Annotated in this window: 11 protein-coding genes; 10 read left to right on the top strand and 1 reads right to left on the bottom strand. The window is 71.6% G+C overall.

From position 1 onward, the window contains the following. Window positions 1-6 precede the first annotated feature (6 nt). The 10 genes from ACWDRB_RS21980 to ACWDRB_RS21935 all read left to right on the top strand — a co-directional run bounded on the left by ACWDRB_RS21980 (window position 7) and on the right by ACWDRB_RS21935 (window position 11,639). On the top strand, window positions 7-1,287 hold the full coding sequence (locus tag ACWDRB_RS21980) for an NAD(P)/FAD-dependent oxidoreductase (RefSeq protein ID WP_350740199.1): 1,281 nt from the start codon (window positions 7-9) through the stop codon (window positions 1,285-1,287). A 37-nt stretch (window positions 1,288-1,324) separates the two neighbouring features. Further along, the gene (locus ACWDRB_RS21975; RefSeq protein WP_350740196.1) at window positions 1,325-2,269 is read left to right on the top strand and encodes an ABC transporter permease; all 945 of its coding nucleotides are present in this window, start codon (window positions 1,325-1,327) and stop codon (window positions 2,267-2,269) included. Then, window positions 2,256-3,176, top strand: coding sequence for an ABC transporter permease (locus ACWDRB_RS21970; protein ID WP_449896354.1), 921 nt, complete (start codon window positions 2,256-2,258; stop codon window positions 3,174-3,176). Before ACWDRB_RS21975 ends, ACWDRB_RS21970 begins: the two co-directional genes overlap by 14 nt. Before the next feature lie 113 nt (window positions 3,177-3,289). After that, on the top strand, window positions 3,290-4,093 hold the full coding sequence (locus tag ACWDRB_RS21965) for a GntR family transcriptional regulator (RefSeq protein WP_449896352.1): 804 nt from the start codon (window positions 3,290-3,292) through the stop codon (window positions 4,091-4,093). After that, a complete protein-coding gene (locus ACWDRB_RS21960; RefSeq protein ID WP_350740187.1) occupies window positions 4,090-5,094 on the top strand; it encodes an ABC transporter ATP-binding protein in 1,005 nt (334 codons plus the stop codon). The genes ACWDRB_RS21965 and ACWDRB_RS21960 overlap by 4 nt, the downstream gene beginning before the upstream one ends. Continuing rightward, complete coding sequence (locus ACWDRB_RS21955; protein ID WP_449896350.1) at window positions 5,091-6,119, top strand: oligopeptide/dipeptide ABC transporter ATP-binding protein; 1,029 nt, start codon at window positions 5,091-5,093, stop codon at window positions 6,117-6,119. The genes ACWDRB_RS21960 and ACWDRB_RS21955 overlap by 4 nt, the downstream gene beginning before the upstream one ends. Continuing rightward, on the top strand, window positions 6,116-7,609 hold the full coding sequence (locus ACWDRB_RS21950) for an aldehyde dehydrogenase family protein (protein WP_449896348.1): 1,494 nt from the start codon (window positions 6,116-6,118) through the stop codon (window positions 7,607-7,609). Before ACWDRB_RS21955 ends, ACWDRB_RS21950 begins: the two co-directional genes overlap by 4 nt. Before the next feature lie 126 nt (window positions 7,610-7,735). Further along, window positions 7,736-9,271 (top strand): ABC transporter substrate-binding protein, encoded by a 1,536-nt coding sequence (locus tag ACWDRB_RS21945; protein ID WP_449896346.1) that lies wholly within the window; start codon window positions 7,736-7,738, stop codon window positions 9,269-9,271. Beyond that, complete coding sequence (locus ACWDRB_RS21940; protein WP_449896344.1) at window positions 9,268-10,365, top strand: tartrate dehydrogenase; 1,098 nt, start codon at window positions 9,268-9,270, stop codon at window positions 10,363-10,365. The genes ACWDRB_RS21945 and ACWDRB_RS21940 overlap by 4 nt, the downstream gene beginning before the upstream one ends. Continuing rightward, a complete protein-coding gene (locus ACWDRB_RS21935) occupies window positions 10,362-11,639 on the top strand; it encodes an amidohydrolase (protein WP_449896342.1) in 1,278 nt (425 codons plus the stop codon). The genes ACWDRB_RS21940 and ACWDRB_RS21935 overlap by 4 nt, the downstream gene beginning before the upstream one ends. A gap of 51 nt (window positions 11,640-11,690) precedes the next feature. Here the strand turns inward: ACWDRB_RS21935 and ACWDRB_RS21930 are convergent, their stop codons facing one another. Beyond that, on the bottom strand, window positions 11,691-15,191 hold the full coding sequence (locus ACWDRB_RS21930) for a S8 family serine peptidase (RefSeq protein WP_449896340.1): 3,501 nt from the start codon (window positions 15,189-15,191) through the stop codon (window positions 11,691-11,693). Window position 15,192: the final 1 nt, after the last annotated feature.

Below are 15,192 nucleotides of genomic sequence, written 5' to 3'. Positions count from 1 at the left end.
GACGTCGTGAAGCTGACCAGCTACTGGCTCGACACCGCCGAACCGGCCGGCGACTTCCGCCGTGCCGAACTCCCCGAACAGGTCGACGTCGCGGTCATCGGCGCCGGGTTGACCGGCCTGTCCGCCGCGCTGCATCTCGCCCGCCGCGGCGCCAGCGTCGCCGTGCTGGAGTCGCACACCGTGGGCTGGGGAGCCTCCGGCCGCAACGGCGGCATGGCCACGACCGGCCTGGCCATCTCCTTCCCCGCCGCGGTCAAGCGGTACGGCGCGGAGCGTGCGACGGCGATGTTCACCGCCTACGACGACGCGATCGACACCGTCGAGAAGATCGTCACCGATGAGGAGATCGCCTGCGACTTCGTGCGGTCCGGCAAGCTCACCCTGGCCGCCAAACCGGCGCACTACGCCGCGCTGGAGCGGTCGGCGGAGATGATCGAGAGGCTCATCGGCCGCTCGGTCCAGCTGGTTCCCCGCGGCCGCATGCGGGACGAGCTCGGCAGCGACCGCTATCACGGTGCGCAGGTCGACCCGAACGGGGCGGGCGCCCACGTCGGGAAGCTGGTCATGGGGCTGGCCCGCGCCGCGGTCGGCCACGGGGCCCTGGTGGCGGAGAACGCCGCGGTGACCGGCGTCCGCCGCGTCGGCCCGGGCAACGGGCATCGGGTGCAGACCACGCGCGGCGTCCTGACCGCCTCCGACGTGCTCATCGCCACCAGCGGGTACACGGGGTCGCTGACCCCGTGGCTGCGCCGCCGCATCGTGCCGGTGGGCAGTTTCATCGTCGTCACCGAACCCCTGCCGGACGACCTCGTCGCCCAGCTCATGCCGCACCGGCGGATGGCGTCGGACACCAAGAACCTGCTGTACTACTTCCGTCCCACGCCGGACAACAGGTTGCTGTTCGGCGGGCGGGCCCGGTTCGCCCTGTCGGACGCCCAGTCGGACCTCAAGAGCGGCGAGATCCTGCGCAAGGCCGTCACCGAGGTGTTCCCGCGGCTGCGTGACGTCCGGCTGGACTACTGCTGGGGCGGGCTGGTCGACATGACGATGGATCAGATGGTCCACGCCGGCGTACGGGACGGGATGCACTACTCCGTCGGCTACAGCGGCCACGGGGTCCAGATGGCCACGCACATGGGCAAGGTCATGGCCGACGTCATCGGCGGCGACCCCACGGTCAACCCCTGGAAGGGGCTGGCGTTCCCGCCGGTTCCCGGCCACTTCGGGCCGCCCTGGTTCCTGCCGGCCGCCGGGGCGTTCTTCCGCGCGCTCGACGCCGTGCGCTGATCGATCCGCGAACGTGTGACGACCCGGAGGTACCCGAGTGTTGTACGTGCTGAGACGGTTCGCCGTCCTCGTGACGACCCTGCTGGTCGCCTCTTTCCTGGTGTTCCTCATCCCCTACGTCACGCCCGGCGACCCGGCCGCGCGGATCCTGCGGGCCAGGGTGGGCGACCTGGTCCAGGACCCGCAGACGCTGGCCCGCCTCCGGGTCGAGTACGGGCTGGACCGGCCGCTGCTCCAGCAGTACCTGTCCTGGCTGGGCTCGGCTCTGCAGGGTGATCTCGGCCGGTCGTTCACCAACGGCACGGAGGTCCTCCCCCAGCTGATGCGGGCGTTGTCGGTCACCGCCTCGATCGCCGTCATCGCCCTCCTGCTCGCCCTGTTCGTGGCGGTCCCGCTGGGAGCCGTCTGCGCGGTACGGCGCGGGACCCCGCTCGACGGGGCGATCACCGGCGTCACGCAGGCGTTCGTGGCCGTCCCGGAGTACTGGCTCGGCCCGGTCCTGGTCCTGGTGTTCGCCCTGCAGCTCGGCGTCCTGCCCTCCTCCGGCTGGCACGGGGTGGAGTCGATGGTGCTTCCCTGCCTGACCGTGGCGCTGCGGCCGATGAGCTACTTCACCCAGGTCGCCCGCTCGTCGATGATCGAGGTGCTCGAGGCGCCCTACATCACCGCCGCCCGCGGGCGCGGGCTGAGCTTCGCCCAGACCATGCTGCGACACGGGCTGCGCAATTCCGTTCTGCCGGTCCTGACCCTGTTCGCGGTCTGGCTGGCCGGCCTGCTCGGCGGGTCGGTCGTCGTCGAGGTCATCTTCGCCGTACCCGGAGTCGGGCGGCAGATGTACGACGCGGTCATCAACAACGACGTCCCGCTCATCCAGGGTGGGGTCGTGGCGGTCGTCGGCCTGGCCGTGCTCATCACCACCCTCACCGATGTCCTTTACACCGCCATCAACCCGAACGCGAGGACGAGCCGTGTCCGTGCTTGACGTCTTCGGCGACGACGCCCGTCGCGACGAACCCGGCGCCGCGCCTCCGCCGTCACCGGCCGAGACCGCCGCCGCCCCGGCACGCCGCGGGCGCGGAACGTGGCCGCCGGCCTTGCTGGCCGGGTCCGTCCTGTTCGGGGTGATCGCCACGCTCCTGCTGCTGGCACCGTGGCTGGCGCCCTATCCGCCGGCGCAGCAGGACCTCGTCGCGCGCCTGGAAGGCAGCTCCGCGGCCCACCTGCTGGGCACCGACCACCTGGGCCGCGACGTGCTCAGCAGGCTGCTGGACGGGGGCCGGTTCTCCCTGGCCGTCGCTTCGGTCACGCTGTTGATCTGCGCCGTCACCGGCACTCTCGTGGGGTTCGTCGTCGCGCGGCGAGGTGGCTGGCTCGACACCGTCGTCATGCGCGTCACCGACATCCTGCTGGCCTTCCCCGAGATGGTGGTCGCGCTCTTCCTCGTCGCGATCCTCGGCACCGGTGACCTGACGCTGGTGCTCGCCCTGACCATCGGCGGGTGGACGCCGTTCTGCCGGCTGGCCCGTGGCGTCGCGCTGGAGATCAACGGCCGTGACTTCATCGAAGCGGCTCAGGCTCTGGGGTGCTCGGGGTGGTTCATCATCCGCCGCCACCTGCTTCCCAACGCCCTGCCCCCGTTGCTGGCCCACGCGGCAGTGCGCTTCGGCCACAAGCTCATCACCGTCGGCGCCCTGTCCTTCCTGGGACTCGGCGTCCAGCCACCGTTCTCCGACTGGGGGTCGATGTTGTCCGAGGCCATCCCCTACCTGGACCGCTTGCCGATGCTGGTCCTGGCCCCAGGCGCCGCGATCTTCATCGCCGCTCTCAGCGTCACACTCGCCGGTCGCGGCCTGGAGACGCGCCGGGCCCGGGCAGGGCGGTCCACATGAGCTGCGGAGTCCCGCCGCACCTGCGCGGCGGTCACACTGGAAACGATCACGCGCTCCTGCGGCTGGAGAGCGCGAGCGGTGGGAACGGAACACGAACCCGGAGAAACACACTCATGAGCCAACAGACCCCGGCCCCGGCGGGCAGGACCTCGAAGCGGACGCTGACGGAGGTGGTCACCGGGCTGTTGCGGGACCGCATCCTCGGCGGGGAGTTCCCGCCGGGGACCCAGATGAACGAAGTCGAGCTCGCGGCGTACTTCGAGGTCTCGCGCGGCCCGTTGCGCGAGGCGATGCAGCGTCTGGTGCAAGAAGGCCTGCTGGTCAGCTACCCCCGCCAAGGGGTCTTCGTCCCCACCCTGACCACAGAGGACCTGGAGGACATCTTCGTCGCCCGCCAGGCGATCGAGCGGGAGGCACTGCGCCGGGTCACCGCCCGAGGGGTTTCCGCGGGCCTGGTCGCCGACCTAGAGGTGATCGTCGCGCGGATGAGGGATGCCGTCGGCCACGCGGACGAGAGCGCGCTGGCCGCCCTGGACCTCGCCTTCCATCGCCGGCTGGTCAGCGCCGCCGGCAGCACCCGGCTGGATCGGCTGTACGGCCTCATCGCCAACGAGATGCAGCTGTGCTTCCGGATGATCGTCGACAGCTACAGCGACCGTTCCAAGCTGTGGGCCGAGCACGAGCAACTGCTGCACGTCATCGCCAGCGGTGACAGGTCCGCCGCCAAGGAACTTCTGGACCGTCACTTCGCCGAGGTCGGCGAGCTCCAGCCGAGGGCATCGGACCAGCCGCCCAAGCAGCGCCTTCGCCCTCACTCGCATCACCACCAGGATCCGTCGGCCTCTCATGAACACGCCGACGGCTACCGCCACGGCGACGACCAGGAAGCCCCACCGCATCCCCGGGAGCAGAGATGAGCGCGCGTCTGGAGGTCCGCGACCTGACCGTTCACGCCGGGCGGCCCGGACAGGCCCCACCCATCCTCGACCGCGTCAGCCTGACCCTCGATCCCGGCGAGGTGCTGGCCGTGGTCGGCGAATCGGGGTCGGGCAAGAGCATGACCGCCCACTCGGTGTTGCGCATGCTGCCGGCCGGGTTGCACATGCACGCCGAGGGCCTGCGGCTGGGCGACCTGGACCTGCTCGCCGCCTCCTCAAGGGCGTTGGACGGCGTACGCGGCCGGCGGATCTCCATGCTCTACCAGCAGCCCAAGCGCATGCTCGACCCGACCGCGACGGTCGGCAGCCAGGTCGCCGAGCCGCTGCGCAGGCATCTCGGCATGAGCAGGCAGGCCGCCCGCCGCCGGGTCGTGGAGCTGCTCGCCGCGGTCGGGATCCCCGATCCCGATCGCCGCGCCGGTGAGCATCCACACCAGATGTCCGGCGGCATGGCCCAGCGCGTCATGATCGCCATGGCGCTGGCCGCCCACCCGGACGTCCTCATCGCCGACGAACCCACCACCGCCCTCGACGTCACCGTCGAAGCGCAGATTCTGCGGCTGATCGCCGCCATGCAGGTCGAGACCGGAATGTCGGTCCTGTTCATCTCCCACGACGTCACCACCGTCGCCTCCATCGCCGACCGCATCGCCGTCATGTACGCGGGCCGCATCGTCGAGGACGGACCGGCCGCCGAGGTCATCACCGCCGCCGAGCATCCTTACACCCAGGCGTTGTTGCGCTGCTCCACCCTGCAGACCGACGACACCGGCCATCTGCACACCATCCCCGGCAACGCCACCGCGGCACGCGCGGTCAGTCACGGCTGCCGCTTCCGCCCGCGCTGCGACGTCGCGGCCAGTGACGGGGAACTGGGCTCCCACTGTGACACCGAGGAACCCGATCTCGCCGGCTGCGGCACCCGTCGCAACTCACGCTGCTGGGTCACCATCGACCCCCGACGACAGGTCCCGGCATGAACGACCCCGCGCAGAGCTCCCACATGAGCTCCGACATCGCCGTCATCGACCACGTCACCAAGCACTATCCGTTGGCGCGGAACGGCTTCGGACGCCGGCCGCACGTGCACTCCGTCGACGACGTCTCCCTGACCATCCGCGAGGGGGAGGTACTGGGGCTGGTCGGTGAGTCCGGCTCGGGCAAGAGCACGCTGGCCCGGCTCCTGCTCGGCCTCGTACCGGTCGACTCCGGACGGATCGAGGTCGATCGGCTGAGGGTCGGCAAGCTGCGCGGCGCCCGGCTCCGTCAGCTGCGCCGGTCGGCGCAGCTGGTCTTCCAGGACCCGCACTCCGCGCTGGACCCGCGGATGACGCTGCGGGAATCGCTGCTCGCCCCCCTGCAGCAACACCGCATCGGCACGCCGCAGGAACGCCTGCGGCGGGTGACCACCGCGCTGGCGGAGGTCGGCCTGGACCACAGCTTCCTGGAGCGCCGGCCGGGCGACTGCTCCGGAGGGCAGCTGCAGCGGGTGGTCATCGCCAGAGCCCTCCTGCTGGAACCCAAGCTGCTCGTCTGCGACGAGCCCGTGTCGGCCCTGGACGCCTCGGTGCAGGCGACCATCCTGAACCTGCTGGTCGATCTGCGCCGGTCGCGCGGGCTGAGCATGCTGTTCATCTCCCACGACCTGAGGGTGGTGAAGTTCCTCGCCGACCGGGTGGCGGTTCTCTACCTCGGGCAGATCGTGGAGATGGCCACGCACGACGACATCTTCACGGGCGCCCTGCACCCCTACACCCTGGCGCTGCTGCACTCCGGTCAGGGACACCGCATCGACGCCGGTGAACCTGACCAGCTGAAGGGCGAGCCGCCCAGCCCCGTCTCCCCGCCTCCCGGCTGCCGCTTCAACACCCGCTGTCCGCTGGCCACCGACCATTGCCGCACCGAGCAACCCGACCTCGTCGACAACGGAAACGGCCACCACGTCCGCTGTCACCGCTCCGCGGAGAGCCGGAGCCGGCTGGTCGTTGAGGAGATCCCCGCATGAGCCTGATGACCGGACAAACCGCCCCGGCCGCCGCCACCCGCTGGACTCCGCCCGGTAAGGCGTTCGCCGGCGGACGCTGGCGGGAGACCGAACGGCACACCGCCGTGATCGACCCCGAGACCGGCGCCTTCCTCGGCGAGGTCGCCGACAGCACCGCCGCGGAAGTACGCGCTGCCGTCGACGCGCTCGTGGACACCTTCCGGGCCGGCACCGCCGCCGACCGTGCCGACTGGCCGCTGTGGCAGCGCCGGGAGGCCCTGCACCGTGCCGCCGACCTGCTGAGGCAGCAGTCCGAACGGTTCACCGCCATCGTGGGCTCCGAGGGATGCAAGACGATCAGGGATGCCCGCCGGGAGGTGGCCCGGGCGGCGGAGACCCTGCAGCTGTCCGCCGGTGCGGGACACGCCCTGCAGGGCGCCAGCGTGCCGTTCGAGGACACCTCCCGTGGCGCGGACCGGCTCGGGTGGAGCAGCAGGGAACCGCTCGGGGTCGTCGCCGCCATCACCCCGTTCAACGACCCGCTGAACCTCGTGGCGCACAAGGTCGGCCCGGCGCTGCTGTCCGGCAACGTCATCGCGGTCAAACCGCACGAGGCGACGCCGCTGTCCGCGCTCGCCCTGGCCGAGCTGCTCCTCGAGGCGGGCGTTCCCGGCGACCGGATCGCCGTGCTGCCGGGCGGCCCGACCGCCGGGCGGGAGCTGGTGTCGCACCCCGGCGTCGACGTCGTCTCCTTCACCGGTGGGATCCGCACCGCCGACGAGGTGGCCCGCCTGGCCGGTGCCCGAACCCTGCTGATGGAGCTGGGCGGGTCCAACCCCGTCATCGTCGACCACGGCGTGGACCTGATGGCGGCCGCGCAGGCCATAGCCGAAGGGGCGTTCGGGTGCGCGGGACAGAACTGCCTGTCGGTGCAGCGCGTCTACGTGGTCGCCCAGCACTACGACGAACTGCTCGGCCACCTGACCCATATGACCGCTCACCTGAGCGTCGGCAGCAGGCATGACGAGACGACCGACGTCGGGCCGCTGATCGACGCGGCGGCCGCGCGCCGCGTCGAGCGCCGGGTCGAGGAGGCCGTCGCCCGCGGCGCCGTCGTACGCGCGGGAGCGGTCCGCCAGGACGCCACGTACCAGCCGACCATCCTCACCGACCTCGCCCCCGACGACCCCATCGTCACCGACGAGATCTTCGGCCCCGTGGTCAGCGTGCTGCCCGTGGCCGATCTCGACGACGCCGTGAACCAGGCCAACCGCGCGGCCACCGGCCTTCAGGCCGGGGTCTTCACCCGCGACACCACCGCGGCCCTGCGCACGGCCCGCCGGCTGCGGGCCGGCGCCGTAATGATCAACGACACCTCCGACTTCCGCATCGACGCCATGCCGTTCGGCGGTTTCCACCGCAGCGGCATCGGCCGGGAAGGCGTCACCAGCGCCGTCGTGGCGATGACCGCACCCAAGGTCATCGCGGCCCGGCTGACCTCCATCAGCTGAGCTCCCTCACCGGCAACAACTCCTCATCCACTGCCCATCCGACCGGGACACACGAGCGTCAACCGGTCATGTCGTGGTGCCCACTCCCTTGCTCTCCCCCCAACGACCTTCAGAAGGAACACCAGCATGGCACGCACCTGGAAAACCCTCGCCGGCATGTCGACAGCCCTCGTCGTGCTCGCCGGCTGCTCATTCGACTCCGGCAGCCCCGAGGCCATCGCGAGCGGCGGCGGCGGCTCCAAGCTGATCATCGCCGACCTGTGGGCGCCCGACTCCGGGTACGCCCTGGAGACCGACGACGCCTTCACCCTCACCCGCGCCGGCTGCCTGGAGACCCTGGTGGCCGTGGACAAGGACAACCACGCCCAGCCCGCCCTGGCGACGGAATGGAAGCAGACGGAGCCCAAGTCCTGGACGTTCACCATCCGTGACACCAAGTTCCAGAACGGCACCGCGCTCACCGCGAAGGTCGTCGCCGACGATCTCAACCGGCTGCTGAAGGCCACGGCGCCGCCGCGCAGCTTCGCCCCCAGCGTCATCTCCGCGGTGACCGCCGTCGACGACCGGACCGTACGGATCGACACGCCGGAGGCGGACCTGTTCCTGCCGCTGCGGGTCAGCGTCCCGAACACCGGGATCCTCGCCCCTGAGGCGTTCTCCGGCACCACCACGAACCCGGTCGGCACCTGCACCGGACCGTTCAAGATCACCAGCATCGGCACCGGCCAGTCGCTGTCGCTGGCCGCCAACGACGGCTACTGGGGCGGGGACGTAGCCCTCGGCAGCGCGGAGATCCGCTACGCCGAGAGCGGCGCCACCCGCGCCACGCAGCTGCGTGCCGGTGAGGTGTCGGTGGCCGCCAACCTCCCCGTCACCACCCTCACCACCCTGAAGGGTGACAACAACATCACCCTGCAGCAGGTCGCGCTGCCCCGCACCACCGGCCTGTACCTCAACACCCGCAAGGCCCCCTTCGACAAGGTCGAGGCACGCCGCGCGATCCAGAAGGCCATCGGGCTCGACGCCATCGTCAAGGCGGTCTACGAGGGCACCGCCACCGCGGCCGCCGGACCGTTCACGCCTGACGAGCCCTGGACACCGGCCGGACTGCAGCCCGTGCAGGGAAACGCCGCTGACGCCAAGGCCGCCATGGCCGCCGCCGGCATCGACCCCGGCTCACTCGGCTTCGAGCTCATCGCCTATTCCGACCGGCCCGAGTTCGCCGACCTAGCCCAGGTGATCCAGGCGCAGCTGGCCGAGGCCGGCATCACCGTGAAGATCCGCACCGGGGACTACGCCTCGGTCGAGGACGACCTCATGGGCGGCAACTTCCAGGCGACCCTGCTGTCCCGCAACCACCTCATCGACCTGCCCGAGCCCATCAGCGTTCTGCGCTCGGACGAAACCTGCAAGGGCAGCTTCAACCTCGCCGGTTACTGCAACCCGAAGGTCGACGAGCTCGTCAAGGAGGCCGGGAGCACGGCGGACCCGGCCAAGCGCCACGACCTCTACGGTCAGATCGCCACCCAGCTGGCCACCGACGTGGCCTTCGTCCCGCTCGTCCACGAGAGCCTCACCATGGGCGTCGCGGACACCGTCAAGGGCCTGCCGACCGACCCGCTGGAGCGGACCCTCCTCACGAAGGACACGAAGCTGTCGTGACCACGACTTCCCCGGAACACACCGGCCCCGGGACGGCACGGCGCTACGTCGTCGACGTCGTCCCGGGTGACGGGATCGGCACCGAGGTCGTCCCCGCCGCCGTGCGCTGCGTCGACCACCTGGCCGCGACCTTCGGGTTCACCGTCGAGTGGCGCGAGCGCGCGTGGGGATGCGACCACCACCGGGCGCACGGACGCATGATGCCCGTCGACGGCCTCGAGCAGCTGGCCTCCGCCGACGCCATCCTGCTGGGCGCCGTCGGCGCGCCGGACATCCCCGACGACATCACCCTGTGGGGACTGCTCATCCCCATCCGCCGGGAGTTCGTGCAGTACGTCAACCTCCGGCCGGTCCGATCGTTGCCCGGGATCCGCTCGCCGTTGCGCTCGGACGCCCCGATCGACCTGGTCGTCGTACGCGAGAACGTCGAAGGCGAATACAGCGAGGTCGGCGGCCGGGTCAACCGCGGCCGGCCCGGCGAGTTCGCCGTCCAGGAGGCGGTCTTCACCCGGGCCGGCATCGAACGGGTCGCGCGCTTCGCCTCCGACCTGGCCCTGCGGCGTTCGGGCCGGCTGATCTCGGCGACGAAGTCGAACGGCATCATCCACACGATGCCGTTCTGGGACGAGGTGGTGGCCGAGGTGGCCGACGGCGGCGGGGTGCGGCTGGAGAAGGTCCTCATCGACGCGCTGGCCGCACGACTCGTGCTGCGGCCGGAGAGCGTCGACGTCATCGTCGCCTCCAACCTGTTCGGCGACATCCTCTCCGACCTCGCCGGCGCCCTGGCCGGGTCGATCGGGGTCGCGCCCAGCGCCAACCTCGACCCCACCAAGACGTACCCGTCGATGTTCGAGCCGGTGCACGGATCGGCGCCCGACATCGCCGGCATGGGCATCGCCAATCCGGTCGGCACCCTCTGGGCGGCGGCCATGATGCTGGATCATCTCGGCGAATCCGGCGCCGCGGCCGGTCTCGTGTCCGCCTTCGAGCACGTCCTCCGTGCGGGGACCGCCACCCCCGATCTCGGCGGCACGGCGAGCACCGAGCAGTTCACGACCGCTGTCGTCCACGCCCTCGCCGCTGGAACATCGTGAGCACGCGCCGGCGATCCGGGGCCCGGCCGGATCCGCTGGACGCGACCGCCGTCCGGCGTCAGCTGCACCGGCGGCCCGAGGTCGGCTTCCTAGAGATCGAGACCGCGGATCTCGCCTGGAGCCTCCTGTCCGACCTGGGCTGGCGGCTGCGCGGCGGCGGGGACCTCGTCAACGTGCACGATCACCTCGGCGTGCCGGGCCGCGACGAGCTCGACGCCGCCGTCCGGCGGGCCGCCGCGCAGGGCGTGCCGCCGGAGTCGGTGCACCGTTTCCGTGACGGGAACACCGCCTTCGTCGCGGAGCTGCACGGCACTCGCCCGGGTCCGCTGGTCGGCCTGCGGGTGGACATGGACGCCCTGCCGATCCAGGAGAGCCGCTCCGGTGGCCACCACCCCGCGGCCGGGGGTTTCGGCTCGGACATCGACGGCGCGATGCACGCCTGCGGGCACGACGGGCACGTGGCCATCGCGCTGCGGGCCGCGGCCCTGCTGTCCGACAGGCAGTTCGCCGGCACCGTACGGCTGCTGTTCCAGCCTGCCGAGGAGGGCGTCCGCGGCGCCGCTCCCATGCTGGCCGCCGGGCTGGTCGACGACGTCGACGTCCTGCTGGCCATCCACCTCGGCTTCGGCACCCCGGACGGATGCGTCGCGGCCGCGACCGAGCTGTACGGGACCTCGAAACTGCGGGCGGAGTTCACCGGGATCGCCTCCCACGCCAGCGGGGCGCCCGAACAGGGCCGCAGTGCCCTGCTGGCGGCGGCGTCCGCCGTTCTGGGCCTGCACGCTCTGCCCCGTTACGCGACGGCGACGACCCGCGTCAACGTCGGGACGCTGCACGCGCCCGGTGCGGCGAACATCGTCAGCGCCCTTGCCGTCCTCGGCGCGGAGGTCCGGGCCGACGCCGCCGCCGAGCACGACGATCTGGAGCAGCGGGCCCGCGCCGTCCTCCACGGCGCGGCCGCCATGCACGGTGTCACCGTGGACATCGCCAGAACCGGCTGGGCGACCAGCGCGACCACCGACGGCGCGATCCTCGCTGGGATCGAGACCCTCGCCCCGAGCCACGGCCTGCGGCTTCTGCCGCCGCGTCCCCTGCGCGCGAGCGATGACGCGACGCTGTTCATGCGGCGCGTCCAGGAACGCGGCGGGCTCGCCGGATACCTGCTCGTGGGCGCCGGAACGTACGGACCGCATCATTCGCCGACCTTCGACCTGGACGAGGCCGCGCTGGCCCCGGCCGCCGACCTGCTGGCCGCGCTCATCCGATCCTGGTGACGTCGCCCGGGCACGGCGACCGCCCGTCAGCGGGCGGTCGCCGTCCGGCCTTCAGCTCTGAGGGGCCGGCCGGACCTCGAAGGCCGTCTCGGGGTCGAGCGTGCCGCGGATCAGCAGCACGTCGGGCCCGTAGGCGTTCGACACCGCCACGACGCCCTCCCCGTTGCGGATCCGCGGGTCGTCGGGCAGGTCGCCGTACTGGAACACCATGCGGCCGTCGGGGTGGAGCACCGCCTCGAAGGTGAGGCGCAGGCCGGTGCCCTTGAGCAGGACGCCGCGCCACTCGACGACGAACGCGCCGTTCACCGTCGCGGTGCGCACCGAGGACTGGTCGTCGTAGTCCAGGTTGTCGGTGTACGGGGCGGCCCACGACCACTCGCCGGTCAGCGCGTCGTAGAAGAGCAGCATGCCGAGACCGGTGACGCCCACGCTGGTGAAGGTGTCGCCGGAGAGCGGGAAGGAGAAGGGCAGCGGCACCATCTCGCTGGTGGTCGCGTTGACGTTGCGCACCTCGGTGCCCTCGACCCACGCGCGTGGCTTGCGCGTGCAGGCGAAGCCGGAGTCGTCGACGGGCATGCCCTGGGTCAGGTCGACGACCAGGTCGCCGGTGACCGTCAGCCGTTTCTGGACGATCACCTCGCAGGCCCGGGCGAACACCTGGATCCACTGGGTGCCGCCGTGGACGCCGGTCAGCCGGTAGGCGCCGGTCTCGTCCGTGGTCGCGGCCGCGATGTTGCGGTCCATGACCGCGACGCTCACCCCGGGGAGGGGTTTGCCCGAGCTGTCCCTGATGACGCCGGAGATGTCGCTGCTGCTGGGATACAGGGTGATGTCGAGGTCGATGACCTGCCCCTCTTCGCCAAGCGTGACCTTGGAGGAGTAGTACTCCCAGTCGGCGGCGGCGATCGACACCGTGTACTCGCCCGGCAGGGGGAACAGGCGGTACGCGCCGGTGGCGTCGGTGATGGCCTGCTCCATGAGCGTCGAGTCGTTCGGCATCGCGTAGCCGACCTCGACGCCCTTGAGGGGCGTGCCGGCGGGGTCGCGCACCACGCCCTGGACGACGCCCGCGCCGTAGAAGCGGATGCCCATGCCCGAGCGCAGCACGGGCACGTTGCTGGAGTACTCGAAGCCGAGCGTCCCCGTGCTGTTCTCGATGCCGATCGTGGCCGAGGAGCCGCGTGGCATCAGGCCGCTCGACAGCGACTTGTACTGGATGAGGATCTGCCCGTTCTCGTGCAGTTCCGCGGAGAAGGTGAGGCGCGCCGTGGGCTGGGAGACCAGGGTGACGTTGCGCCACTCGACGAGATAGCGCCGGTTGGGCGCGGCGCCGAGGGTGGCGGTGAGCACCTGCGCCGAGGAGTCCACGACGAGGTCGTCCCAGAAGGCGTAGATCGCGGAGTTGGGCAGGCCGCCGCTCGGGATCGCGCTGTTGATGGACAGGGTGCTGAGCCGCTGGAAGTTGATGAAGCCGTTGGTGGAGATCCACGCCTTGGTGTACGGCTTGCCGTACAGCGGGAAGGAGAAGGGCAGGGTGACCGCGACGCCCGCGTCGTCACCCGTCAGCGCCAGCGGGGTGGTGCCCGACTCCCAGGTGAGCGTCGGGATGACGTCGCACTTGTTGTTGAAGGCGTCCTTGCGAAGCGGGGTGTCGATCTGGAGGACCTCGTCGGAGTCGACCACGAGCGTCACCGTGGTGGAGGCGCCGCACCGGGCTCCCTGCACGTTCACCCGCCAGGTGCCGACGGGGACGCCGAGCATGGCGAAGGCGCCGTCCGACTCGGTGGTGACGGGGTCGTAGGGGGTGCCCTCGATGCTGACCACCGCGCCGGGCAGCGGCTCGCCGCCGGACTGCCGGACCTCTCCGTAGACGTCGTAACGCGGGACCGTGGCCAGCGACAGGTTACGGGTGGCGGTGGCGCCGGCGACCACGGTGGCGGTGCCGGTGGCGGGCGCGAAGCCGAAGGCCCAGGCGGTGACCTCGTAGGAGCCGGGAGGCAGCGGGATGCTGAAGGTCCCGTCGGCGCCGCCGGTCAGGGTCCGCTTGACGCCGGAGGCGGTCAGGGTCACGGTCGGCTTCGGCACGGCCGCGCCGGTGGCGTCGCGGACGGTTCCGGCGAGCGTGCCGGTCTGGCCGCGCGGCGCGAAGGTGACGGCGGCGAAGGCGTCCAGCCGCCCCTGCCCCCACACCCGGTTGTTCGCGCTGTCGCCGCCGCAGCTGTAGTCGGTCACGTCCACGGCGGTCTCGTCCAGCGCCCGCCTGGTGGCGGCGATGTCGCCGCGCAGGGTCGGCGCGGCGGACCACAGCAGCGCCACCGCTCCCGCCACGTGGGGCGTGGCCATGGACGTGCCGCTGTAGGCCGAGTAGCCGCTGCCCGGCACGGACGAGCGGATGGCCACGCCGGGTGCGGCGATGTCAGGCTTGATCGCCGCACCTTCCGGGTCGCCGCGGCTGGAGAAGTCGGCGATCTTCCCGTCGGACTGGTAGGCGCCGACGGCGTAGGTGTTGGCGTAGTCGCCGGGCGAGTGCGCGGTGGCGCATTCGGGGCCGGCGTTGCCCGCGGCGAAGAGCGGGAAGATGCCCGACGCCACCCAGGAGTTCACGATCTCCTGGTAGAAGGGGTCGCCCGCGTCACCGCCCCACGAGTTGCTCACCAGGTGCGGCGCCAGGTCGGGGCGCGGATTGTTGCCTTCCAGGTCGGTGGGCGCCAGCATCCACTGGCCCGCCTCCAGCAGGAAGACGTCGCTGCACCTGCTCGTCTCGCAGCCCTTGGCGCTGATCCAGGTGGCGCCGGGCGCCACGCCGATCCCGCCCGCGCCGACGATGGTGCCCATGGTGTGGGTGCCGTGCCCGTTGTTGTCGCACGGCGTCGCCGAGGGGACGCCGCAGACCAACGTGGGGTCGAACCAGTTGTAGTTGTGGTCGTAGCTCCCATCGGCCTTGCGCCCGCGGTACTGCCCGGCCAGGGCGGGGTGGTCGTACTGTACGCCGGAGTCGATCGTGGCGACGACGATGCCCTCGCCCTTGGCGCCGAAGCCGGACCAGACGCGCGGGGCGCCGACGGAGTCCACGCCCCACTCCACGCCCGCGACCTGGGCCGCTGCCTTGGCCGCGCGCTCGGGCTCCGGCAGCGAGACGCTGCCGGCCGGCCGTACCCGGGCCACGTCGGGCCGCTCGGCCAGTCGCTTGACCAGGCCGGCGTCGGCGCCGCGCACCAGCACGGCGTTGACCAGCCAGTACGGCGTGAAGATCGCCTTGGAGTCCTGGAGGAAGGAGCGCAGGCCGCGCTGGCTGCGCTCGGCGGTCGAGCGCAGCGTGCGGAACCCGTGCTCGGCCTTGGCGGCATGGCCGCGTAGCGACTTCCCGCCGGACAGGTCCGCCTTCTCCTTGAGCATCACGAACACGTCGGTGGTGTCGTGCTCGGCGAGCTTGGCGGCGACCGCGCGGTCGAGCCGGTCGGGCAGGGGGTCGTTCGCGGCGGCGGCCGGTACGGCTGAGCCCAGCAACAACGCGGGCACCAGCCAGAGGGCCGTCAGGAGGCGGCGGCGCATG

The sequence above is a fragment of the Nonomuraea sp. NPDC003707 genome, assembly GCF_053587055.1.
Note: the sequence above shows the minus strand (reverse complement) of the source record. Positions and strands in the feature narration are given on the sequence as shown.

Excerpts from the sequence above, each read along its gene's own strand:
- ACWDRB_RS21930 (WP_449896340.1), bottom strand. The coding sequence starts at position 15,191 with ATGCGCCGCCGCCTCCTGACGGCCCTCTGGCTGGTGCCCGCGTTGTTG.
- ACWDRB_RS21960 (WP_350740187.1), top strand. The coding sequence starts at position 4,090 with ATGAGCGCGCGTCTGGAGGTCCGCGACCTGACCGTTCACGCCGGGCGG.
- ACWDRB_RS21945 (WP_449896346.1), top strand. The coding sequence starts at position 7,736 with ATGGCACGCACCTGGAAAACCCTCGCCGGCATGTCGACAGCCCTCGTC.
- ACWDRB_RS21950 (WP_449896348.1), top strand. The coding sequence starts at position 6,116 with ATGAGCCTGATGACCGGACAAACCGCCCCGGCCGCCGCCACCCGCTGG.
- ACWDRB_RS21955 (WP_449896350.1), top strand. The coding sequence starts at position 5,091 with ATGAACGACCCCGCGCAGAGCTCCCACATGAGCTCCGACATCGCCGTC.
- ACWDRB_RS21965 (WP_449896352.1), top strand. The coding sequence starts at position 3,290 with ATGAGCCAACAGACCCCGGCCCCGGCGGGCAGGACCTCGAAGCGGACG.